21 protein-coding genes are annotated in these 24,184 nt (G+C 48.4%); 16 read left to right on the top strand and 5 right to left on the bottom strand.

Features of this window, described 5'->3' with window-relative positions; all coding sequences use genetic code 11:
* The first annotated feature begins 180 nt into the window (after positions 1-180).
* The 3 genes from NYE70_RS17030 to NYE70_RS17020 are packed head-to-tail and all read left to right on the top strand — an operon-like array spanning position 181 to position 2,490.
* The gene (locus tag NYE70_RS17030) at positions 181-1,074 is read left to right on the top strand and encodes an NUDIX hydrolase (protein ID WP_290406747.1); all 894 of its coding nucleotides are present in this window, start codon (positions 181-183) and stop codon (positions 1,072-1,074) included.
* Positions 1,071-1,622, top strand: coding sequence for an NADAR family protein (locus NYE70_RS17025; RefSeq protein ID WP_211024770.1), 552 nt, complete (start codon positions 1,071-1,073; stop codon positions 1,620-1,622). The genes NYE70_RS17030 and NYE70_RS17025 overlap by 4 nt, the downstream gene beginning before the upstream one ends.
* Before the next feature lie 40 nt (positions 1,623-1,662).
* Positions 1,663-2,490 carry a TIGR02452 family protein gene (locus NYE70_RS17020; protein WP_341047051.1) on the top strand — a complete coding sequence of 276 codons (828 nt, stop codon included), beginning with the start codon at positions 1,663-1,665 and terminating at the stop codon, positions 2,488-2,490.
* Positions 2,491-2,574: 84 nt separating this feature from the next.
* Here the strand turns inward: NYE70_RS17020 and NYE70_RS17015 are convergent, their stop codons facing one another.
* A complete protein-coding gene (locus tag NYE70_RS17015; RefSeq protein ID WP_290406749.1) occupies positions 2,575-3,435 on the bottom strand; it encodes a hypothetical protein in 861 nt (286 codons plus the stop codon).
* 209 nt (positions 3,436-3,644) lie between these two features.
* On the opposite strand from NYE70_RS17015, the gene NYE70_RS17010 reads away from it, so the two are divergent.
* The 6 genes from NYE70_RS17010 to NYE70_RS16985 all read left to right on the top strand — a co-directional run bounded on the left by NYE70_RS17010 (position 3,645) and on the right by NYE70_RS16985 (position 13,819).
* Complete coding sequence (locus NYE70_RS17010; protein ID WP_341047049.1) at positions 3,645-6,551, top strand: glycoside hydrolase family 3 C-terminal domain-containing protein; 2,907 nt, start codon at positions 3,645-3,647, stop codon at positions 6,549-6,551.
* A gap of 163 nt (positions 6,552-6,714) precedes the next feature.
* On the top strand, positions 6,715-8,283 hold the full coding sequence (locus NYE70_RS17005; RefSeq protein WP_341047047.1) for a stalk domain-containing protein: 1,569 nt from the start codon (positions 6,715-6,717) through the stop codon (positions 8,281-8,283).
* 131 nt (positions 8,284-8,414) lie between these two features.
* Positions 8,415-9,068 carry a hypothetical protein gene (locus tag NYE70_RS17000; protein WP_341047045.1) on the top strand — a complete coding sequence of 218 codons (654 nt, stop codon included), beginning with the start codon at positions 8,415-8,417 and terminating at the stop codon, positions 9,066-9,068.
* 199 nt (positions 9,069-9,267) lie between these two features.
* Positions 9,268-10,785, top strand: a complete 1,518-nt coding sequence (gene mqo / locus NYE70_RS16995) for a malate dehydrogenase (quinone) (protein ID WP_341047043.1) — start codon at positions 9,268-9,270, stop codon at positions 10,783-10,785.
* Between the two features lie 15 nt (positions 10,786-10,800).
* Positions 10,801-11,277: a nucleoside deaminase gene (locus tag NYE70_RS16990; RefSeq protein WP_211024784.1), complete on the top strand. Its 477-nt coding sequence runs from the start codon at positions 10,801-10,803 to the stop codon at positions 11,275-11,277.
* Positions 11,278-12,379: 1,102 nt separating this feature from the next.
* Complete coding sequence (locus tag NYE70_RS16985; RefSeq protein ID WP_211024786.1) at positions 12,380-13,819, top strand: S1 family peptidase; 1,440 nt, start codon at positions 12,380-12,382, stop codon at positions 13,817-13,819.
* 74 nt (positions 13,820-13,893) lie between these two features.
* On the opposite strand, the gene NYE70_RS16980 is transcribed toward NYE70_RS16985, so the two are convergent.
* Both NYE70_RS16980 and NYE70_RS16975 read right to left on the bottom strand, forming a co-directional pair.
* Positions 13,894-14,280 carry a DUF3221 domain-containing protein gene (locus NYE70_RS16980; protein WP_211024788.1) on the bottom strand — a complete coding sequence of 129 codons (387 nt, stop codon included), beginning with the start codon at positions 14,278-14,280 and terminating at the stop codon, positions 13,894-13,896.
* 86 nt (positions 14,281-14,366) lie between these two features.
* Positions 14,367-14,720 carry a helix-turn-helix domain-containing protein gene (locus NYE70_RS16975; protein ID WP_211024790.1) on the bottom strand — a complete coding sequence of 118 codons (354 nt, stop codon included), beginning with the start codon at positions 14,718-14,720 and terminating at the stop codon, positions 14,367-14,369.
* 185 nt (positions 14,721-14,905) lie between these two features.
* On the opposite strand from NYE70_RS16975, the gene NYE70_RS16970 reads away from it, so the two are divergent.
* The 6 genes from NYE70_RS16970 to NYE70_RS16945 all read left to right on the top strand — a co-directional run bounded on the left by NYE70_RS16970 (position 14,906) and on the right by NYE70_RS16945 (position 21,671).
* On the top strand, positions 14,906-15,910 hold the full coding sequence (locus NYE70_RS16970) for an asparaginase (protein WP_211024792.1): 1,005 nt from the start codon (positions 14,906-14,908) through the stop codon (positions 15,908-15,910).
* 2 nt (positions 15,911-15,912) lie between these two features.
* Positions 15,913-17,331 carry an aspartate ammonia-lyase gene (gene aspA / locus NYE70_RS16965; protein WP_445323802.1) on the top strand — a complete coding sequence of 473 codons (1,419 nt, stop codon included), beginning with the start codon at positions 15,913-15,915 and terminating at the stop codon, positions 17,329-17,331.
* Between the two features lie 231 nt (positions 17,332-17,562).
* Positions 17,563-18,129, top strand: coding sequence for a TetR/AcrR family transcriptional regulator (locus NYE70_RS16960; protein ID WP_341047040.1), 567 nt, complete (start codon positions 17,563-17,565; stop codon positions 18,127-18,129).
* Between the two features lie 124 nt (positions 18,130-18,253).
* Positions 18,254-19,375 carry an ABC transporter permease gene (locus tag NYE70_RS16955; protein WP_341047038.1) on the top strand — a complete coding sequence of 374 codons (1,122 nt, stop codon included), beginning with the start codon at positions 18,254-18,256 and terminating at the stop codon, positions 19,373-19,375.
* Complete coding sequence (locus NYE70_RS16950) at positions 19,375-20,091, top strand: ABC transporter ATP-binding protein (protein ID WP_341047036.1); 717 nt, start codon at positions 19,375-19,377, stop codon at positions 20,089-20,091. Before NYE70_RS16955 ends, NYE70_RS16950 begins: the two co-directional genes overlap by 1 nt.
* A gap of 176 nt (positions 20,092-20,267) precedes the next feature.
* Positions 20,268-21,671 carry an enhanced serine sensitivity protein SseB gene (locus tag NYE70_RS16945; protein ID WP_341047034.1) on the top strand — a complete coding sequence of 468 codons (1,404 nt, stop codon included), beginning with the start codon at positions 20,268-20,270 and terminating at the stop codon, positions 21,669-21,671.
* Positions 21,672-21,686: 15 nt separating this feature from the next.
* Here NYE70_RS16945 and NYE70_RS16940 read toward each other — a convergent pair whose 3' ends face one another.
* Positions 21,687-21,902 carry a hypothetical protein gene (locus tag NYE70_RS16940; RefSeq protein WP_211024802.1) on the bottom strand — a complete coding sequence of 72 codons (216 nt, stop codon included), beginning with the start codon at positions 21,900-21,902 and terminating at the stop codon, positions 21,687-21,689.
* 173 nt (positions 21,903-22,075) lie between these two features.
* On the opposite strand from NYE70_RS16940, the gene NYE70_RS16935 reads away from it, so the two are divergent.
* Positions 22,076-22,975, top strand: a complete 900-nt coding sequence (locus NYE70_RS16935) for a 3-hydroxyacyl-CoA dehydrogenase (RefSeq protein ID WP_341047031.1) — start codon at positions 22,076-22,078, stop codon at positions 22,973-22,975.
* 80 nt (positions 22,976-23,055) lie between these two features.
* Here NYE70_RS16935 and nspC read toward each other — a convergent pair whose 3' ends face one another.
* Positions 23,056-24,183: a carboxynorspermidine decarboxylase gene (gene nspC, locus NYE70_RS16930; protein ID WP_213653468.1), complete on the bottom strand. Its 1,128-nt coding sequence runs from the start codon at positions 24,181-24,183 to the stop codon at positions 23,056-23,058.
* Between the last annotated feature and the right edge of the window lies 1 nt (position 24,184).

Raw genomic sequence — 24,184 nt, 5'->3', positions numbered from 1 at the left:
GAGTAAAATGATTCTGAAGAAGCGGAGCGTTCGCCTTTGTGATCAGATTTCTACCTCATTAGATCTTATATAATCATGAAATCCGGGAACAACAGCGATCGTAAGAACATTTTACGTACTTGCCCCACATCCATTTCAATAGTTCAACTTATATAGAATCAAAACAAGGAGGCGAACCCGATGGATATGCTGGATCGCGATGGACTTACGGAACACGAATTTTTGGAGCAGTACCGGGCAGGGGATTTCGAGCGGCCTTCAGTGGCGGCGGATATGGTCATTTTCACCGTTACGGATTCGGAGGCGGACAGCTATCGCAAACTGCCGGAAAAAGAGCTGCGCATTCTGCTCATTCGCCGGGGGGGTCACCCTTTTCTGGGCAAATGGGCGCTGCCCGGCGGCTTCGTCCGTCCGAACGAGACGACGGAACAGGCCGCGGTAAGGGAGCTGCGTGAGGAAACCGGCGTAGACGACGTTTATTTGGAGCAGTTGTATACGTTCAGCGATATCGGGCGGGACCCGCGAACCTGGGTGATGAGCTGCAGCTATATGGCCCTGATCAACAGCGACCAATTGGAGCTTAAGGCCGGAGACGACGCGGCCGAAGCGGCTTGGTTCAAGTTATCCTATCGGCTGTTGCGGGAGCGGAAGGAACTGGTCGAAGACGGATACGTCAAGACGCTGGAATATGAGCTCAAGCTCAGCAGCGAAGGAGAAGAGCTCTCGGCGGTCGTGGCGAGGACGGTGACAGCAAGGGCTACATCGACGGGAACGGATTATTCGATTGTATCGAATGACGGACTGGCTTTTGACCATGCCAAGATCATAGCATGCGCGATCGAGCGGCTGCGGGGCAAAGTGAATTATACCGATATTGCGCTGCACTTGATGCCGAAGCTGTTTACTTTAACGGAATTGCAACAGGTTTACGAGGTCATTATGGACAAAGAGCTGCTGAAGGCGGCCTTCCGGCGCAAGGTGGCGGACCTCGTGACGGAGACCGATCATTACACCGAAAACGCGGGGCACCGCCCATCCCGCTTGTATCGGAGAAATTTGGAGGATTCACGATGATATACAATCTCGAAGAGTTAAGAAAAGCATATAACGCGGGAAAAACATTCAAGTATGTGTTCTTTTGGGGCCATACGCCGCCTAAAGACGGAGGCGTCGACAAAAGCTGCTTCAGTCAATGGTGGATGTGCCCGTTCACGGTAGAGGGGACGGAGTATTCCTGCGCGGAGCAGTTTATGATGGCCGAGAAGGCAAGGCTGTTCGGTGATGAGGAAATGCTGGAGTCGATCCTGAAGGCCAAGCATCCCAAGGAGATGAAAGCCTACGGGCGCGCGGTCCGAAACTTCGACAAGGAGATTTGGGACAAGGAATGCTACGGCATCGTCAAAAGAGCGAGCTTGGCCAAATTTTCGCAGAATCCGAAGCTTGGCGAATATCTCAAATCAACGAAAAACCGCATTCTCGTCGAGGCCAGTCCGCGGGACCGCATCTGGGGAATCGGCATGGGCCAGTCCAATCCGGACGCAGAGAATCCAGTGAAATGGCGGGGCAGAAACCTGCTCGGCTTCGCGCTGACCGAGGCGCGGGACGAGTTGCTGCGGAGTTAGCTTTTGCAGAAACAGTTGATGAAGAAAGAAGGGAAGATAAATGAATCGAAAAGAAATTGCCGAGGAAACTTTGATGATCCAGCGGCAAGGCTTCTATGAAGTTGAAGGGCGGCGGATAGACTTCGCCTCGGCCCAGAAGCATTCTGAGGACCACAGCGAGCTGATCACGCCGGAGCGGGGGGAAGAGCTGGTACGCGAAAGTGCCGGGCTGCCCCGGTTGTCGCAGGCGGCCGCCTGTTCCGTCGCTAACGAGGCAACGGTAAAGGCCATTTTAGATTTTGCGGAGTCCGGGAAAGAACATGTGGGCGTGCTGAACTTTGCCAGCGCCAAAAATCCGGGCGGCGGATTTCTGAACGGAGCGATGGCTCAGGAAGAAAGCCTCGCGGCATCCAGCGGGCTGTACGAAACGCAGCTGCGAAATGAAGGCTACTATAAAGCGAATCGGGCTTGTAAATCAATGATGTACACCGATCATGCCATCTATTCGCCGGACGTGGTGTTCTTCCGAGACCCGCGATTTGGACTTCTGGAAGAGCCGGTGATCGCTTCGGTATTGACGCTTCCCGCCGTGAACTACGGGCAGGTTCTGCTTAAGGGTGAGGATCCGCTTGAGGCGGAACGCGTCATGAAAGACCGAATGCGCTTAGCGTTAGCGATCTTCGCCCACAAAGGCGATAAGCAGCTTATCCTGGGAGCCTACGGTTGCGGCGTATTCCGGAACGACCCGGTGAAGGTGGCGAGATGGTGGCGCGAGCTTTTGGAGGAGGAAGGCTTCGGATCCCTGTTTAAGGAAATCCGGTTTGCGGTCTTGGACACTTCAAAAGACGGCAAGTGCATGAAGGCTTTTGAAGAGGAGTTCGGTAGCTGACCGGAATATAGTGTGTGCCTGATAAATTAAAAGAAACCTGGCCGGGTCAATTTCACCCACGACCAGGTTTCTTTTTTTGCGCATCTACTTTGCTCCTAATCTTCGAAGAAAAGCCCCTAAACTGTCCTCAAGAAACTCCTTATTTCGAAGTCCTTCATTGGCTATGATATCCTTGATCCCTTTGGCAAACTCAGTCAAGCCGGCCGTGGAAGTATTGCCGAACCTGCTTTCGCCGATGCCTTGCTTCATCTCCTCAAGCAATTTGGCCGACCCCTCTCTGTACTCCTTCACCCAATCCTCACGCCCCGCCACTTTCTTGGCGAAAGACTGGAGGATATGGTTCCAATCTTCTTTTCCGTTCGCAATCGCTTCCTGCAGCTTGCTCAACGTTTCCGGTTCGAACTTCCGCATCATGTCGTTCAAATCTATGTAATCGTCCGGTGCCCCAACGGGTCTTTGCGGAGGGGTTACGTAATGCACCTTATTCGTTTCAGGATCAACGCTTCTCGTTTTGGAGATTGCTCCGATAAACGTCATCGTATCCATAAATTCAGCGGCTTCGTCCTCATTCATGTAACTTTTCGCAATATACTCCGCTTGAGTGAGTCCCAGTTCCAACAAAGCAGTTCTTGTCTCTTCCCCGGTTATGTCATTAATGAAATTGGATTGAATGATGCCGTACACGGCTTCCTTCACTTCGGACGGCTGATTTTGCAGCACGCGATTCAAAGAATCATTGATCTGAGCGGTTCCAAAATATTTTAACGGATGATCCACGATATCGGACTCGGCTAACTGCCGGGCTGCCGGACTGATTTCCAAGGTATCGGTGTCATGGGACAGCCCCTGAATATGGCCTTCGACCAAGGCCGCCGGTTGATCGGAGCGCTGTTTCAAATGTTCATATAAATTTAAGCCGTAATGCGTCGAGCTATTAATTTTCATAGAATCCTCCACCTTTTCGTTTCTAGCGAATTTGGATTACTTCCTATACCTGATGTATCGGAATATTATTCCAATTCCTTAATGCTCGTCAATTTTGAATGTCCCCCATCCCTAAATGTCTATGAAAACGCCTCTAATTTGTCGGGTAGCCTGAGGGGTCAATCTTAGGTAGAATGACGCGTAAGGGACTGACACTAAGGAGGTTCAATATGTCTACAACTAACAATTATCCATTTCAGAACACTTCCCTTCCGCTGGAGGAACGGGTAAACGACCTGGTTTCCCGCTTCACGCTGGAAGAAAAAGTGGGGCTCATGATTCAATATCAAACCGCTGTAGAACGCCTTGGCGTGAAAGCGTATAAGCATGGCACGGAAGCGGCTCATGGCATGGCCTGGCTTGGCGAAGCCACGGGATATCCGCAGCCGATCGGCCTTGGATGTACCTGGGACACCGATTTGATGCAGCGAATTGGCAGCGCGATCGGTGATGAGGCCAGAGGTTTTTATAAAAGAAATCCGGAGATTAACGGCCTGACGCTTTGGGCGCCAACCGTGGATATGGAACGTGACCCGCGCTGGGGCCGGACCGAAGAGGCTTACGGCGAAGATCCGGTGCTGGCGGGCAAGCTGGCAGCAGCGCTCGTTAAGGGAATTCAGGGTGATCATCCGAAATATTTGAAAGCGGTTGCTACGCTAAAGCATTTCATTGCGAACAATAATGAAGTGGGCCGCGGCGACCAATCGGTCAGCATCGACCCACGGAATATGCGCGAGTATTATTTAAAAGCGTTCGAAATTCCGTTCAAAGAAGGCGGCGCCCAGTCCATGATGACGGCGTATAACGCAGTGAATGGCGTGCCTGCCAACCTGTTGCCTGAAGTGGGAGAGATCGTTAAGAAAGAATGGGGCATGGACGGCTTTGTCGTCAGCGACGCTTTCGACGTATCCGGTACGGTGCGTGACCACGGTTACCTGGAGACGCACAAGGAGGCGGTTGCCCGTTCGGTGAAGGAAGGCGGCATCGACAGCATCACTGACGATGGCGAACTGATCAAGCAGGCGTTGCGCGAAGCGCTGGAGGAAGGGCTGCTTGCGGAGAGCGACTTGGATGTTGCGCTGCGCAACACGTTCCGCGTCCGTTTCCGCCTCGGCGAGTTCGATCCGGAGGAAGACAATCCGTATGCGGCGATTGACGAGTCGGCGATTCTGCAGCCGGAGCATGCGAAGCTGGCGCGCGAAGCGGCGGGCAAGGCGGCCGTGCTCCTGAAGAATGAAGGCGGCATGCTGCCGCTGCAGGCCGACAAGCTGAAGAAGGTCGCAGTGATCGGGCCGCTTGGCGGAACGGTATACCGCGATTGGTACAGTGGTTCACTTCCTTACGCAATCACGCCGCTGCAAGGCATTCAGGAGAAGCTGGATGCGCATGGCGGCAAAACGGCCTTCTCCGGCGGCACGGATCGCGTCAAACTGAAGGCAAAACGCAATGGACGTTACGTGCAGGTGCAGGACGGCGAGGCGGCTGGTCTGGCTGCAACCGGCGAGGCTTCCGAACAGGCGGCGGTCTTTGAAGTGACCGATTGGGGCTGGAACAGCCATACGATCATCGCAGAATCGAACAGCCGTTACCTGACAACGGATGACCGGATCGTGAAGGCTTCAGCCGATCAAATCTGGGAGTGGTTCACGAAAGAGGTATTCCTCGTTCGTTCTGCGCAAGAGGGAGCAGGCAATGTAACCTTCTCGACCTGGAACGATACGCCGGTAACGGTGAAGGGCGACAGCGGCGAACTGCTCGTCGGAAGCGGCAGCGCGGAGGAAACGGCAAACGAGATCAACGTGGCGGGCGCTGCGTCCGTGGCAGGCGGGGAAGAAGAACCGATTACCGCTGATGTCTTTGAAGTGGAGACGGTGACGGACAAATTCCAGGCCGCGAAGGATGTTGCGGCCGATGCGGATCTGGCCGTCGTATTCGTCGGCAACCATCCGCTGATTAACGGTAAGGAAACGGTCGACCGTCCGGATATTACATTGCCGGCATCCCAAGAACAACTGATCAAAGAGGTTCTCTCCGTGAACCCGAACACGGTTGTGGTCGTGGTGGGCAGTTACCCGTATGCTTTGAACTGGGCGGATGAGCATGTACCGGCCATCGTATATACCACGCATGCCGGCCAGGAGCTGGGACATGCCGTAGCCGACGTCCTCTTTGGGGACGTGAACCCGGCCGGACGCCTGAATATGACCTGGTACAAATCGGTCGATCAGTTGCCGGAGTTTATGGACTACGACGTCATTAAGGGCGGAAGAACCTACCGGTATTTTGAAGGCGAAGCGCTGTATCCGTTCGGATACGGGCTGTCCTACAGCTCTTTCCGCTATGACGGTCTGAGCCTGGATAAGAAGAAGGTGTCCGCGGAGCAAGATCGCGAAATCGGCCTTACGATTACCGTGACCAATACCGGAGATCGGCCAGGCGAAGAAGTAGTGCAGCTGTACGGGCATGCGGAGGAGTCTCGCGTGAAGCGTCCGCTGAAGCAGCTGCTTGCGTTCCGCCGGGTGCTGCTGCAATCGGGAGAGTCGGCAGACGTGAGCTTTACTTTGCCGCTGTCCGAGATAGCTATGTGGGACGTTACCCGCGAACGCTTCTGCATCGAGAACGGCACGTATACCTTCATGGCAGGGGCCTCGTCGGCGAACTTGCCGGTGAGTGCGGGTCTTGAGGTGCAAGGAGAGACCATCCCACCGCGTGACCTGACGCAGCCGGTGAAGGCGATCAACTATGACGCCTACGAAGGCGTGCTGATCGGCGAATGCCGGGAAGGCGGCAGCGCCGCCGAGGTGTCGGGGCAATCCGGCTGGATAGCTTTTGAAGACGCCGAGTTTGGCGCAGGCGCGAACACGGTGAAGCTGCGCGCTGCCAGTCAGACGGCGGGCTCTATCGAGATCCGGCTGCAGAGTCCGGACGGTCCGCTAGCTGGCCGGGCCGAGCTGAAAGCCGGCGGAGCGCAGGAATGGCGGGATTACAGCACCGAAGTGAGCGGTGTAAGCGGACGCCAGGACGTATACCTCGTTCTGAATGGCAAAGTATCGCTGAGCACAGTTCAATTCTCATAAACGATATTCGAAAGAAATGGAGTCCCTTTAAGGGGCTCTTTTTTTGTTTTGGGACAAGAAGAGGATAGAATCGTTTTGCAAGCTGTTGTATCCTAAAGTTTGGAAGTAATAACAAGACTGGGAAGGGGATTGAGGAATGGTTCATAGAGGGAAGAAATACAGGATGTTTAAAAAAGTGTTAATTACAGTGAGTTTACTGGTTGGCTGCATGGGGAACAGTCTCGTTGCCGCACAGGAATCTGCCGTCACGGACAGCTCGTCAGTGGAACAGTCTGACGCCGGTTCCGAGACAGCTTTGAATCAAGCTATCCTATTGTACGTCGACAGCTCCAAAGCCTATGTCAATGGACAGTTGACCAAGATCGACATGGCTAATCCGGAGATAACGCCCTTTGTTGATCAAGGCAATACTTTTGTACCTCTGCGTTTTTTATCGGACAAGCTGGGTGCACAGTTGTCTTTTAATTCGAAAACGGGGGAAATCACGATTACGGTAAATGGCCGGACCGGCAAAACGCGGGTTGGCGATACAGCTCTCTACATAAATAATCAAAAGATCGTAATGAGCACTACAGCCAAAGTAGTGAACGGCACGACGTACCTGCCTTTGCGGAACGTGGTCGAGGATCTGTTTCAAAAGAAGCTGACATTTAACAACGGAATGATCATTATCAGCGATGGGGATCATCAAATCACGGAAGAGAAGCTGGCTTCACTGGAACAAGAGTTGAGGCCGAAAATAATTTACGCCTCCGATCTTTCTTTTATGTATTTGTATGGTGACGGGAGCTATCACAAGTTTGAGGTTGGAGATCAGTCTGCACTGCGTCTCGTCAATACGGATGGACGTTTCTATTACATAGGACATATTTATGGGTCAACGAATGAATATTATCGAACCACCGTTCAGGGCGAGGTTGAGAAATTTGAAATTTCGGATTCAGAGAGGTACTATTTGGCGATAGGTCATGAAGGAGATATGTATTTTAATAGTGTGGACGGTAAAATCGCTAAAATCAATTACGGTGAGAGTTCGCAGCGTGTGATTGGCAAGGGCAACTTATTTAAGGAAGCAGCTTATATCGATAATGACGTCATCTGGTTCACCGATTATTCCAATGAAGGCAATTATGCTATTTTCAAGCTTCAGAATGGGAAGAAAACGAAGCTGTCACAGGCGGATTGCTTCTTGAAGTATGTTCAGAACAATTGGATTTACTACAATTACTATGAAAACAACCGCTGGACACTGTACCGGATGAAGATGGACGGAAGCGGCAAAAAGAAGCTGACCGGTGATGCCGATGTAGCGGACTCTAGGATTTCCGACAACAAAATTTACTACATGGATGCTAAAACCAAGACGATGAGAGAGATGAATTTGGACGGTTCAGGAAAAAGGGCGGTTGGCAAGATGAGTGAATCCGCAGTAGAGATTTTTGATATTAGCGGAGGAACAATTTATTACACGGAAGATAATCAATCGAAAAAGTGGACGCAATCCTTGTGGAAGATGGACATCGCAACTGGAGTGAAAAAGCGTCTGGTCTTCACAGACCTCAATTTTAATAGCCACTGGGAGCGAATCGAAAACGTAAGTGCCTTGGGGGACTATGTGTATTACTGGTTGGAAGGCCGCGTCTATGCGGTCAAAAAAGATGGAACCGGGCGAAAAGAAATTGAATATTTCTCAAATGCGGGCGGAGCCCCTGTCATTTATAAGGATAAATAGAAGACATGTTGCCCATTTCGGCACCGGCTTATCGCCGGTGCCTTTCTGCATTACGACTTGAAACTCTTTTGCAACGAATAAGCTTCTAACTATTTAAATTGAGGTTATTATCCACGTAAGGAGGGATAGTTTTGGATACGTTCATCTATGGAATAGTAACGGTGTTGTACATTCTATTGCTCGGGTATGGGGTTGTCTTATGGAGAAAAGACGCCAAGCGTGAGCCCCGCTATTTCCTGTTTTTAGTGACGGCGGCGCTGGTATGGGATAATGGCGTAATGGCCGCCGGTAATTGGATTGGTGAGGGAGAACTGCTTAAGGGGTTGAATCTGGCGCGTTTTTGGCTGCATGCCTTTTGCACACCGTTACTCGTAGTCGTTGCGTTCGATTTGATACGAAGGGCTGGAAGCCCGTGGGCGAGGAGTACGGTTGTCCAATGGGGAGCCTGGATTGTGACGGCAGCACTTATCATTATGCAATTGGTGACAGAGACCATCGGACTAAAAATGAAACCGGTACAGGAATTCGGTGCCTTGCGTTATGTTCCGGCCGGTGAGCACTCGGGGCCCCCTATTATGATCATCATTATTACGGTCTTTTTATTTGTGGCAGGCTTTATTTTGTGGAAGCGCAAGATCACGTCCGTTTTGTTCTGGGGAACTTTGCTGATGGTAGCCGGAACGGCCATCCCAATTCCGATTGACAGTAAAGCGACGACGAATGTATTCGAGCTTGTGCTCATTGCCTCTTTGTGGATTTCAATGCGAAGATTGTTGCCTCGCTAAGAATAAACCATTTCTGAAAGCTCTTGCACGATGGCAAGAAGACGGGGGTTCCCTTTTGGGAGACCCCTTTTCCGCTTTAAGCTTCCAATCCCTCTCAATTTTCTCCGATAAGCTTCTAACTATTAAAATTTATGCTATAATTTTTTATAAAATCGTTAGGCGGCAATGACAAGTAGTGGTGCAAATTTTAAATAGAAGGATGTTAAAAATGAGCCACATGGAAAGTAAAAGGGAAAGTGATGTTATTCTAATTGGTGCCGGCATCATGAGCGCGACTTTGGGTACGATTCTGAAGGAATTGGCGCCGGATTGGAAAATGACCGTGTTTGAGAAGCTCGACAAAGCAGGCGAGGAAAGCTCGAACGAGTGGAACAATGCAGGAACCGGACATGCAGCTCTGTGCGAGTTGAATTACACCGTAGAAAAGCCGGATGGCTCAGTAGATATTAGCAAAGCGGTGCAAATTAATGAACAGTTTCAGGTGTCCAGACAGTTTTGGTCTTATCTTGTAAGCCAAGATTTGATCCGCAATCCGCAGGATTTTATTATGCCTTTACCCCACATGAGCTTAGTGCAAGGGGAGAATAATGTATCCTTTTTAAGAAGAAGATTTGAAGCGCTTACGAAGAGTCCTTTGTTTCAGGGCATGGAATTTTCGGACGATTCAAATAAGCTGAAGGAATGGATTCCGCTCATTATGCAGGACCGTGCAGCGAATGTACCGATTGCGGCCACGAAGATCGACTCCGGCACGGACGTCAACTTTGGCGCTTTAACGCGTATGTTATTTGACCACTTGAACAATAAACATGTCGATATTAAATACAAACATATGGTGAGTGATATTAAGCGGACCAAAGACGGCTTATGGAGACTGAAAGTGCGTAATGATCAAGGTCAGCTTGAATATCATACAGCGAAATTCGTCTTTATCGGCGGCGGCGGGGGAAGTCTGTCGTTGCTGCAAAAAACGGGCATACCCGAAAGCAAGAATATCGGGGGCTTCCCGGTAAGCGGTCTTTTCCTGGTATGCAACAATCCGGAGATCGTAGCGCAGCATCATGCCAAAGTATACGGCAAAGCGGCTGTCGGTGCCCCGCCTATGTCTGTTCCGCATCTGGATACCCGATATATCGATAACAAAAAATCGTTACTGTTCGGGCCTTTTGCCGGATTTTCGCCAAAATTTCTGAAAACGGGATCCAATTTGGACTTGGTTAGTTCCGTGAAATTGAATAATGTTCTTACGATGTTAGCGGCAGGCGTAAAAAGTGTTGCGCTAACCAGATACTTGATTCAACAAGTGATGTTATCGAAGGAAAAGCGGATCGCAGAGTTAAGGGAGTTCGTTCCGAACGCCAAGAGCGAGGATTGGGATATCGTGGTTGCGGGCCAACGCGTGCAGGTTATCAAAGATACGATTACTGGAGGCAAAGGGACGCTTCAATTCGGTACGGAGGTGGTCAGTGCCGCGGACGGCTCGGTTGCTGCATTGCTCGGCGCTTCTCCGGGTGCGTCCACTGCCGTTCACGTCATGCTGGAAGTCATCCGGAAATGCTTCCCGCAGCATCTCAAAGCCTGGGAGCCGAAGATCAAGGAAATGATCCCTTCGTATGGCGTATCCCTGGCGGAAAACCCGAAACTGTTCCACGAGCTTCAAGCTTCTACGGCACTTACGCTTGGTTTGGCGGATAAGAGCCGCGTCAACGTTAATTAATCGGGAGGGTTATCCATGATCAATGAGATCGATATGAAATATCTGCGCCGGTGCGTAGAACTTGCCAAGACTGCACTGGAGGCAGGGGATGAGCCCTTCGGTTCGATCCTGGTCTCTGCGGACGGAGATGTTCTGATGGAAGATCACAACCATGTAGCCGGTGGCGATCATACTCAGCATCCGGAATTTGCATTGGCCCGTTGGGCGGCCAACAACATGACGGTGGAAGAGCGGGCACAGGCGACGGTATATACCTCGGGAGAGCATTGTCCGATGTGCGCGGCGGCCCACGGCTGGGTTGGTTTAGGGCGGATTGTTTATGCAAGCTCGTCCGAACAACTGGCGCAATGGTTGAGTGAAATGGGGGTTCCCGCGTCGCGCGTTCGGAATCTTCCGATTCAGGATGTCATTCGCGATGCTGACCTTGCCGGCCCGGTTCCCGAACTGGCAGAGCAGGTACGGGAGCTTCACCGTCAGTTACATGCAAAGTAACGGCGAAACCGCCGTGTTTGAGCGTTAATCCAACTCGGATTAACGCTCTTTTTTATGGCCTGAAATGAGGAGGGGAGGTTGGGGAATACTTAGAAACATAGCGGTGATTACCCCGGGCAGGCTTTGGTAGTCTTCCGAAACAGTACTATTCGGATGGCCTGCATTAACCAAACCGTTCAGCAAGTGGCAGGGGTGATCGGGATCGTGGTTATATTCTCCATATTTTCAACAAAACAGGGCAGCAAACTTAGCCGTTTTGCAAACGAGTCAACACAAGCAGTAGCTTTGGGATCTACTTTAGTTTTAAAATCGGATTAGTGTTGTCTGTTGCTAACTTAATCTTGTCCTTATTCATCAAAAAGCCGAGTCACCAATAAATGCTGGTTTGAATAAAGCGTTCGGAACTATCACGTTCTGAGCGCTTGTTTTGTTTTCAATTTATTCGGAAGTGCAAAACTCTATCCGGTGAAAGTCCAATCTTAGGAAAAAGCAAGTCCCATACATGAAAACTATATCGTGTATCCGACTAGCCAATACCTGTCTAAGCCAACATTTTGTAAGTGATTACTTTATAGGCCAAAGAGATAAAGTGAGCGTTCTGCAGGAAGGGAGTTATGACTTCATCTATGTATGTACTACTTACGGTGATTAACCAGGGGATCTATTTTGCTTATAAATACAAAAATACTTCTAAATGACTGTTTCTTGCTTGGTGAACAAGGTTAATTCCATTTTAAGGAACTTTTAAATAATACTGGTTATCTTGGGCGGGCTTTTTATAGACATAGAGTTACACACTTGTACCAATTGACTTGCCATATTTTCATTAAGTTATAAGTTTTCCCGTGCTTCTAACCTCTACTTAAGTTATCTACCACCTTTTGCTCTGAGCGGTGGCTTTGAAGGAACGTTTCCTAGTCCATCCATTACCCTAAGGTAAAGTCCTGAACAAAAGGAAGTAATTAAGATTTTACTCAATTATATTGAAAGTACAAAATTTTTATTTTAAAGGGGGTGGTAATTCTTGAAAAGTACTAAGGAATAAGTTCACCATGGGCAATTATACTTCATTTCTACTATATAAAAAGGGAGAGGGTAAACATTGATTAAAAAGGGTTGGAAATCGGCAGGTGTACTTTTTGTGTCTGTACTTTTTCTTTCAATAACTATTTTCTTTGCTACTGGGTCAGCTTATGGTAATAGCGACAAGCAAGTCACACTACCAGATTTCTACAACGCTAATATTCTTTCTGAGGAAGAGATCAATCGTCAACTTGAATTTAGCGAGGAGGTTATTCGAAAGCATAAGAGATATCGTGAAGCTAACAACTTGGATTCTTCTGATGAGGCTATAAAGAATGCTCTAACCTCTACGAATGCGCGGGAGACTATAACTAAATACAGTATTGCCCTTACAGAGGAAGAAGAAAAGTACATTCAAGAGAGAGATGGGCTTATGGAGAAGTATGGGAAACTAATTTCAAGTATGATGAAAGAAAATGGTGTTACTGTTTTCAAAGGTCCAAATAATGAGATTACTGAAAGATACAGCAATGTTGGGACCTTCTATCAAGAGAAAGCTAATGGTTTGAAATTTGTAGTGAGTTTTTCCATACAAAGTGAACAGACAGATCAAATTAGAAAAGCTATTGAGGAAATAGTACCCCCAGAATATTTGGAGTTCAGAGATGTAGACTTCTCAGAAGCAGAGTTGGTGAAGGCATATGAAGACATCACAACAGAAAGTAAAGAGCTAAGTATCACCTTAGAGAATGTAATAGTGGACATTAAGAATAATATCGTAGAGGTTCAGGTTGAAGATAAGATGAATGCAAACCGGATTTCGATAAACTCACTAAAGTTTTCCTCCCCAGGAATTTATAAATTTGAAATTGGTAAGTCTAATGAGCAGCCTGAAGCGAGAACAACTAAACTGGATACCATGGTTGGAGGTTTGTTAATTGCTGACAGTGCAAGTAATTCTACTAATAGCTTAGGTTATTGTTCTATAGGTACATCAGCAAAGAAGAATGGTGATAGGTTCATTATTACGGCAGGCCATTGTTTGGAGTCATGGTCAAGTAATATATATCAAGGTGGGGAGAAGGTTGGAACAGAGCATTATCAGTATGACGGTGATTACGCCGATGTAGGAGTAATTAAAGTAACTGCAAATAAGAAAATTTCAAATTACGTATATAAATATTCTTGGACTGATGGAAAGGTGACATCCTATCAGTCTAATGTAAGCTCGCTTGATATAGGAGACAATGTTTGTTTATCAGGGGCAACCACAGGTTTTAGTTGTGGGGAAATTACAGCGCTGAATGCCAACTCATCTGGTAATATTGGGTTTATACAGACTGATATAGATTCTGCTGGAGGAGATAGTGGGGGGACTTATTGGTATAATAATGTACTAATAGGTATTCATACTGCAGGAGAAGTAAGTGGAACACCTTTTACGAGATTTACTCATATTGCAAATGCAATAGCATATGGTGGCGCTTGGACACCATTTACATCCAATACAGCAGAGTAATATTTTCAGTAGCTCCAATGTAAAATAAAGCGGCAAATTCAATGTTAGAATTTGCCGCTTTATTTATGATGTCATTATGAGATTAGCTCGATTTTCTTGGCAATGCGAGTAGGAGGCATAGTGTCTAATTGTTCATTTTCGCTGCTATAGCGAATTTTAGAGCCAATTTTCAACTCATCTCTTTGAAGTTGTTCTTCAGGAATTTTGCTTATGTCCAGCCAAATCAAGCTTGCATCGTTAGTGCGCAAGATATCCTCAATTGAATGTTGGGTAAGTTCATTTAAGTTGCTTTTTTGTACGTCCGTAGTAAGTAGTAATTTTTGTCGTCCTTCGTGTATTCCTAATATAATTGCTTCGAGGGTAACTTCTTCCGGAGCATGCTCAATTTTATTTATAGTAGTATTACTACCGCATCCAGTAATCAATAAAATGGAAATTAAAGTTAATACAATATACTTCAATCTTCACACCTCCTTAGCAATCAAGACGAATATGTTGGTCAAAAGGTTGCAACTCAACACAGATCGCCTTTCAGGTATAAGGAGGGTTACACCCCTTGATGACCGCTTTCCATCTGAAGCATTCTCTTCATCCTCACAAAAGCCACGAACTCTATCATTTCATCGGCGGATAAAGGTTCCCCGTCAACCGAGATCATTGGCTCCGGGCGGGTGAGGAGTTCCGTTAATTCCGCGGCGGCTTGTTCCTCTTCCGTTCTTCCGAGAATATAATCTACTGTAGTCTCAAATAAATCGGCCATTTGCAGCAGCGATTGAAGCGAAGGCTCACGGTACCCGGTTTCGTATCCGGCGTAAGTACTTTTTGCAATTCCGAGTTGGTCGGCGGTCTCTTGCAAGGACCATTTTCTCTTTTTTCTTAACTCCGATAAATGTTCTAGCATGCTCTCAAACCCCATGATTTAAAATTTTGGCATCATTATCATAGCATAAGCTTGATACGCTAGACCAGAAAAAGTGCGCGAAACGAGTACATTATCTTGATTTCTACAAAATTAAATCTATAATTACTAGTATAAATACGCGTTTTGCGGAAGTTGATCATTATCCCGTAATGGAGAGGTTGCGAATGAAAAATATATTATTACTGGCTACGGGCGGAACCATTGCATCGGTGGAAGGAAACGAAGGACTTGTGCCGGGGCTGTCGGTCGAGGAGTTGCTTGACTACTTACCCGAGCTGTCCAGCGGCCTCCATATTGACGGAAAAATCTTAATGAACCAGGATAGTACCAATCTTCAGCCCGAAGATTGGGTAACTATTGCTGAGGCGGTTTATAAATATTATGACGACTACGACGGATTTGTTATCACCCATGGGACGGATACGCTTGCTTATACCTCGTCGGCGCTATCTTATATGCTCCAGGGATTGGATAAGCCGGTCGTCCTTACCGGATCGCAGGTTCCGATCAGCTTCCAGAAAACCGATGCACGGAAAAATGTCTCCGACGCTCTCCGCTTCGCTTCCGAAGAGATCGGCGGGGTGTATATCGTATTTGACGGAAGGGTGATTCTCGGGACCCGGGCAGTCAAAATGCGGACCAAAAGCTATGATGCATTTGAGAGCATTAATCATCCTTATGTCGCCTATATAAATAAGAATGAGGTTAAATACCAATGGAAGCCTGCGAAGGCTGAAGCGCCTTTCTCCCTGAATACGAACCTGTGCAGCGATGTGTTTCTGATGAAGTTGTACCCGGGCATGAAGCCGGAGATATTCGATTGTCTGAAAGGGTTGTATAAAGGAGTTATCATCGAGAGCTTTGGAAACGGCGGCTTGCCTTTTGCAGGGAGAAATCTGCTCCCGAAGGTTCAGGAACTGACGGAAATGGGAATGGCTGTCGTCATCACGACACAGTGCCTGGAAGAAGGAGAAGACTTGCTTCTGTATGAGGTGGGGCACAAGGTAGCGCAATACGACGTGATTCTATCCGGCGATATGAATACGGAGGCGCTTGTTGCCAAATTGATGTGGGCGCTTGGACAAAGCGAGAGCTTGGAAGAGGTCAAGGGAATCGTTGAAACACCGATTGCGGGAGATTTAACAATTCATTCGGAAAAAGAGGACTAATCATGAATAAGATGAGAATCGAGCATGATTTCTTAGGTTCAAAAGAAGTTCCCGCGGACGCTTATTACGGCGTGCAGACGCTGCGGGCGGTGGAGAACTTCCCGATTACGGGATACCGTATCCATGAGGAACTGATCCGGGCGATGGCGATGGTCAAGAAGGCTGCGGCGCTTGCGAATGTCGAAGTGCAGCGGCTGGATGCTTCCCTTGGAGACAAGATCGTTGAAGCTGCGGAGGAAATGATAGCCGGCCAGTGGCATGATCAGATTATCGTTGACCCGATTCAGGGCGGAGCCGGAACCTCGATTAACATGAATGTGAATGAAGTCATCGCTAACCGTGCCATTGAATTGCTGGGTGGAGAAAAAGGGGATTATGTACTTTGCAGCCCCAATTCCCACGTTAATATGTCTCAATCCACGAACGACGCTTTTCCGACGGCGATTCATATCGCTTCTTTGAAGCTGCTCGATAAACTGTTGACCTCGATGGAACAAATGCATATTGGCTTTCAGCAAAAAGCCCAGGAATTCTGCGGGGTAATCAAGATGGGACGTACCCATCTGCAGGATGCCGTGCCGATTCGGCTTGGCCAGGAATTCGAGGCCTACAGCCGGGTCATCGAACGGGATATCCGGCGAATCCAGCAATCTCGGGGGCAGCTATATGAGCTGAATATGGGGGCCACTGCCGTTGGAACCGGCCTGAATGCCGAGCCGAAATATATCGAATCTGTCCTGCTGCATCTCAAAGAAATCAGCGGCTTACCGCTGAAGGGGACAGATCACCTTGTCGATGCCACCCAAAACACGGATGCCTACACCGAAGTATCCGGGGCCTTAAAGATTTGCATGGTCAACATGTCGAAGATTGCCAATGACTTGCGTTTAATGGCCTCGGGTCCAAGAGCCGGACTGGGCGAGATTACGCTGCCGGCCCGCCAGCCGGGATCGTCGATCATGCCCGGCAAGGTGAATCCCGTGATGCCTGAGCTTATTAATCAGGTCGCATTCCAGGTTATCGGCAACGATCATACGATTTGTCTGGCCTCGGAAGCCGGGCAGCTCGAATTGAACGTGATGGAGCCGGTACTGGTGTTTAATTTGCTGCAGTCGATCAACATGATGAATCATGCGTTCCGCGTATTTACCAACTATTGCTTGAACGGGATCCAGGCCAACGAAGCCAGATTGAAAGAGTACGTAGAAAAAAGCGTCGGAATCATTACCGCGGTGAATCCCCATATCGGGTATGAGGTAGCGGCTCAAATTGCCAAGGAAGCCATCGCCAGCGGGGCGTCGATCCGGGAACTCTGCTTGAAATATAAGGTGCTGACCGAAGAGCAGCTGAGTTTGATCCTGGACCCTTATGAGATGACCCATCCGGGGGTCGCGGGCTCGGGATTACCGAAGATAAAGTAGTCCGTGGCAACTGGCCCAGGGGCCGGATGAAGGGCTATATGAGTTTTTGTCTATGCATGAACCCGATTCAGGATCTTCTGAAGCGGGTTCTTCGGCATTGTATCGAGTCTGGCTGAGTAATTTGTATAGAGCAAGTACTCGATAAGGTAGATTATATGCTAAACTGTGGACATGATACTAAGCGTCGGCGAGTTATCTAGGGCATGGAATAGATGGAAAGGAGGCGATACCATGGGAAGAAAACAATCTTTTACAGCAACTGAGCTGCTTGATACGACAAAGAGATTAGTTCTTGAACATGGCTATGACGGTTTTCACCTCAAGTTGTTGTCGGAGCATCTGCCTGGCGCACGAAGCACGATTTACCAATACTATTCCAATAAAGAAGAGATCGTTGCCGCATGCATGAAGCACGTAATAGTCACTGTATTAGAACAAGCGTCAGCCGTTGATGAAACCGATGCGATGAGCGCCCTCCAACAGCTGCTTCTTATCTACGTAGGAGAATCACAGCTTCATCAGCTTCTTGGAGATGCCTATAAAATCAATACGGCGAACTCCCCAGCAGCTGCAAATGACCTGGAATTTGTGGAGCAAGCGCACCTAACCCTTAAATTGCAATTGACCCGATTATTTGAACGAGCGCAACAGGACAAAAAGCTAAGGAATGATATTCCGCTTCCGGTACTTGTTGGCGTCTTCTTTAACCTGATAAATACTCCTAATATGCTGAATATCCCTACTCCCCAGTGGAGTGAGCTCTTATTCCAAATGTGGATTGGAGGGGCCCGCAGTTAGTGTGGAACCCCGAGTTTAATTTGACACATGTGTCAAAAATGTTGTTTAATAAGAGTGACAAATGTATCTGCATATCAAATTTGACACATGTGTCAGATATAAAAATGGGGGAGTGGAACAGATCATGTTTTTAGCCATGAAGGAATTAATGCATAGTAAAATGCGATTTTTAATGATCGTCATTATTTTCGTGCTCCTGGCTTGGTTGGTATTCATCCTATCGGGTTTGGGCAATGGATTATCGACGCTCGCTGCGTCAACATTCAAGAACATGAAGGCCGATTATGTCTTGTTTGAACAAGGATCGCAGAATGCAATGGGTAAATCTCTGTTGTCCGATCAATTAGTTGAGCAGGTGGAGCAGTTGCCTCAGGTGAATGCGGCATCCCCTATGGGAAGTACGATGGCGACGGCACTTAAAGGACAGAGCACGAAGAATGAGGATAAGGTTGATATTGCGATCATAGGAATTAACCCCGGCAGCTTCCTGGAGCCAGCCATTGTAGAAGGGAGCGGGTTATCTGCAGAGAATCCGAATCATGTTATCGTGAATGTGACGATGAAGGATGACGGTTTCAAACTTGGGGATACGTTCCAATTGGATGGCTCGACGGAGTCACTAACGATTGTCGGTTTTGTGGAAAATCAGACGTATAACCACGTTACCGCGGTATTTACTCCGATGGAAGAATGGCGAAAGATCACCTTTGCTGCGCCGGGCTCGGATAAAGGCATAGCGGGTCCCGTTAATGCAATAATGCTGCAGGGGAAAGATATCGATTCAAGTGCCATAAATGATAAGCTCCCTGGTACGGACACGGTTACTCGTGCAGAAGCAGTGCAAGGAATGCCGGGTTACAAAGAAGAGAACGGGTCGATTATGATGATGCTCGGCTTTTTGCTGGTCATTTCTGCATTTGTTTTGGGTGTGTTCTTCTATGTAATTACAATGCAGAAGACGAACCAGTTCGGCATCATGAAAGCGATCGGCGCAAGAAACGGATTCTTAAGTAAGGCAATTGTATCCCAAGTGTTCGTGCTATCGTTAATTAGTATCGTAGTTGGTATCTTGCTCACCTACGGGACGGCGGCGATTATGCCCAAGGGGATGCCATTCAAACTCGAAACGAACCTCGTTATTATATATTCCGTTATCTTGCTGATTATCGCTGTATTAAGTTCGTTGGTATCAGTTCGCAAAATTACGAAGATTGATCCGCTAAAGGCGCTTGGGAGGGTCGAATAATGACAAAGGGATTGCAGATTAGTGGGGTCACTAAGTATTATGCTGAAGGCAGCGGCCGTATAGCCGCACTCGATCATGTATCCTTAAAGGTGGAACCAGGTGAGTTCGTGGCTGTAGTCGGACCGTCCGGTTCGGGCAAGAGCACTTTTTTATCTATCGCTGGAGCGCTGCTCCGGCCCTCCGAGGGAGAAGTAACGGTGAATGGTCAACTTATCTCCAAACTACCGGATCGGGAACTGTCAAAAATCCGGTTGCAAGAAATCGGATTCATTATGCAATCATCCAATTTGGTTCCCTATTTAAACGTCCTGGATCAAGTACTGATCGTGAAGAGAATGTCCGGACGTGTAAGTAAGGAGGATAAGGCCTTCGCCATTCAGTTGCTGGAGGAACTGGGGCTTGGATCGAAGCTGAAGAGCTATCCGGAAGAACTATCCGGCGGTGAGAAACAGCGAACGGCAATCGCACGTGCCTTAAGCAATAACCCCAACGTCATCTTGGCGGATGAGCCGACAGCCAGTTTGGACACCAAGCGGGCCCATGAAGTCGTCGAGCTTATCGCGAATGAAGTAAAATCACGCCATAAGGCGGCAATCATGGTTACCCATGATGAGCGTATGCTTGAATACTGCGACAAGATATACCGGATGGAAGATGGCACATTGTCTTTGTTCCAAACGAATGGAAGAGAAACAAGTACTTTGGTTAAAGTTTAGCTTATAGCTTTAAAGCGCCTACCGCGAGGTGGCGCTTTTTGTTTAGCTGAACAAATCATACACTGAAAACCAGGATTATGTTTACTGCTTGAAGAAGTGGTTTATACATGGGAAGATTGAATTGCAACAAGGCCCGTATTCGATTAATCATCAGTAAATAGGAAGGGACGTTTTCGATGAACGAAGCAAGAAAAGACGAGATTGGGAAGAAGTTTCTGTTAAGTCCTTATATATTACTGGAGGAGTGCGGCGAGTTAGAGATTCAAGAGCTGATCTTCTTAATTCATTCCGCAAAATATTTCAAAGAGAAGGGTGCCCTTCCCGGCGATCAAGTGGATGAAAGAATCAAGCTATTCCTCGGTGTGCTGAAAGATAAGATTAAAGACGCCGAATCGCTATTTATCGCCTACGAAAAGAGAACGGGCTATCCCTACCTGGATCCCGAGGGCCGGGTTTGGATGTTTTCGAAGGAGGAGTATGCCGCTAATGCGGAGGATTATTTCAGGCAGCAGCTCCTGATGCTTGAAATGAAGAAGCTCGAAAGAGAAGAAATCATGAAGACGCTCGGAGAGTTTCATATCTTAGGGATCCGTAGAATCATCATGGATAATGGACAGTACATGATCGAATTGGACAGGGACGAGCTTTTACCGCCCCCGGATTTTAGCGATACACCTGAGATCAGCATTCCCGTAACGAACCCGGGCTTGCAGCATGCGCTGATTTCCTTTTTTCAGACGATGAGTTCCGGACAATCCTTTGAGGGCAAACAGCAGCTTCTTCAACACCTGGAGGGCCGAATGCTCGACGAGGTCATTCAGGCGAAGTATTTGCTGCCTATGCAATTGAAGGAACAATCTCCATCGACCCCTAACGAGCAAGGCATGACCACATTGAAGGAAGGGACCATCCTTCATTTTGCGGTCCTGGGAGGAAAAGAGGATTCATCTTGGCTGCCGGTATTTACGGACTGGCTTGAATTCGAAAAGGCATACGACAAGACGGTATGGAGCAGCAATATCGTGACTTACGAAGATATGATCGCCTTATCCGAGAGCATGGACGGCATCGTGGTCAATTACCGGGGCATTCCGCTTCAGATCGATGACAAGAATAAGCAGCGAATTGAAGCATATAAAGAGGAGCGACGCGAGGCCCAAAGCGCGGCTCCAAGTGAGGCTCCAAATACAGTACCAAGCGAGACTTCAAGCGAGGCTGAAGATGAGACGCCGAGCGAAACGATTCAAGAGATCACCGTGCCGAAAGATACCGAGGTATTGCTTGGGGAACCTAAGGCGTACCCCACGGAAATGATCGATGCGGTGAAGGCTTACATGAAAACTCAGAAAGCTATAAAAAAGGCTTATTTAAGATGGATGGTCAAGGGTAACGAACAAGGCTATCTCCTGATCGTGGACTTTGAGGGAAATAAAGAAGAAGTATTTGGCGGGATTGCCGCCGCAGCCTCCCCGCATCTGAAGGGACACCTTCTGGATTTGGTCGAACTGAACGACTGGGCCAACAATGAGGTGAAGGATCTCACCCCATTTTATAAGAAGAAACGGTTCGGCCTGCTGTAAAAGGTCCGCCTGCTATTAGCCCGCTTTGCGGGCTTTTTTGCTATATTGCGTTAAGAAATAAGCGGAAGCTGCGATAGACGCAACGAAGGCGAGAAGCATTACAAATAACAAATCTGTGTAGGCATCAAATAACATTTTCATAATGAGATTGCCAAGAACATAGGCTCCGGAGAGAAACGCAACGATGATGAATAAGATCCCGGCGATAAGGTTTAACAAAGGCTTCTTCACAGTCATCCTCCTGACCCGATGGAATGATCTAAATATAATTTATTTAACCAGTTTGTCAATAGATGGAAGGTCCCACGCGCTTATAAAAAAGGATGAGGAATATTCGCAGCCTCTAACGAGGAAACTAGGGGGGATTCACGCGAATTTTAGAATAACGAACAGGAGAATCCGTCATGAATTATAAAAATATTACGGTTGCCGGAAGCGGCGTACTGGGCAGTCAAATCGCTTATCAAACCGCCTTTAAAGGCTTCAATGTAACGGTATACGATATCAATGACCCGGCCCTGGAACGTGCGAAAGAAAGAATTTCGGACTTGAAGTCTCATTATCGGCAGGACTTGAACGCGACCGGGCAAGAAGTGGACGAGGCATATAATCGTATTTCATTCAGCAGTGACCTGTCCAAGGCAGTTACGGAGGCGGACCTCGTCATTGAGGCGGTTCCCGAAGTGGTGCAGATTAAAACCGATTTTTATACGGATCTGGGAAAAGTAGCTCCGGAGAAGACGGTATTTGCAACGAATTCCTCTACGTTATTACCGAGCCAATTTGCGGAGGCGACAGGGCGGCCGCAGAAATTTCTCGCTTTGCACTTCGCCAACGAGATTTGGAAGAACAACACGGCGGAAATTATGAAGCATCCGGGAACGGATATGGCGGTGTTTCAGGATGTCGTCGCTTTTGCCAAGGCGATCGGCATGGTAGCATTGCCGCTGCATAAGGAACAACCTGGCTATATTCTGAATTCCTTGCTGGTTCCTTTGCTGGAAGCGGCCCAGCAGCTCTTAATCCGGGAGGTAGCGGACGTCGAAACGATCGATAAAACGTGGATGGTAGCGACGGGCGCCCCGCAGGGGCCATTTGCGATTTTGGATGTGGTAGGGATTAACACGGCATATAATATCGGTTTGGCCAAAGCGGAGGCCTCCGGGGATCCCGAGTTCAAGAAAATTGCAGAAATGCTCAAATCGGAGTACGTCGATAAGGGAAAACTCGGAGCAGCAGCAGGGGAAGGATTCTATAAATATCCGAATCCGAGTTTCTTGAAGCCCGATTTCTTAAAAGCATAGCAATAGCCTGATCCTCTCTCTAATTCAAAAAGACTCCCGCTATGTTGGTTCCATAGCGGGAGTCTTTCTCTGCAACGGCATTACGCCAGTCTTACTTTGAAATCTTCATAGCCGAATTGGCGAACGATGCGGCAATTGCCGTCTTTCTCCTGCACAGCGATAGCCGGCAGCGGCATTCCGTTGAAGGTGTTGGTTTTGACCATGGAGTAGATGGCCATGTCCCCAAACACCAACCGGTCGCCGTTCTTGAGGGGCTGATCGAAGGAATAATCCCCGATCACATCGCCCGTCAGGCAGGTCGGACCGCCAAGCCGATAGGTGTATGGCTTCTCGCCGGCTTCGCCCGAGCCGAACAGCGGCGGACGATACGGCATTTCCAGGACATCCGGCATATGGCATGTGGCCGAAGTGTCCACGATGGCAATCTCGATGCCGTTCTTATGGATATCCAATACCGAGGTGACCATATAGCCCGCATTGAGCGCGATGGCTTCACCGGGTTCAAGGTAGACTTCCAGACCGTATTTGTCCTGCATGCGCTTAATGCAAGCTTCCAGTCTCGGAATATCATAGTCTTCTCTTGTGATATGGTGACCGCCGCCAAAATTGATCCATTCCATCTGCGGCAGCCATTCCCCGAACTTTTCCTCCACCGCATTCAGCGTGGTCTCCAAATCGTCCGAGTTTTGCTGGCAAAGCGTATGGAAGTGCAGCCCCGAGACGCCTTCAAGCAGTTCCGGACGGAAATCATCCCGCTTTACGCCAAATCTGGATCCCGGCGAACAAGGGTCATAAATTTCATGACCCTCTTGCGTGGAGCATTCCGGGTTGATGCGCACTCCCACTTTTCTGCCGGCAGCCAACGCTTTGGATTTATACTTCTCCAGCTGGGAGAAGGAATTGAAGATAATATGATCGCAAATGGATACAATTTCATCGATTTCATCTTCCCGATAGGCTGGGGCAAAGACGTGGGTTTCTTTGCCCATTTCCTCGTGACCCAGACGTGCTTCGAACAAACCGCTTGCGGTCGTGCCGCTCAGGTATTGTCCGATGAGGGGGTACATGGCGGTCATGGAGAAAGCCTTTTGTGCCAGCACGATCTTGGCTCCGGTACGCTGCATAACCCCGTTCAGGATTTTCAGGTTTTTCTCGATGAGCGCCTCATCGACTACAAAGCAGGGTGTCGGTAATTCCTCGAACCGCATC

The sequence above is a fragment of the Paenibacillus sp. FSL R5-0407 genome (assembly GCF_038009185.1).
In the GTDB taxonomy this organism is placed as follows: Bacteria; Bacillota; Bacilli; order Paenibacillales; family Paenibacillaceae; genus Fontibacillus; species Fontibacillus vini.
This window is presented reverse-complemented; position numbering and strand designations above follow the sequence as displayed.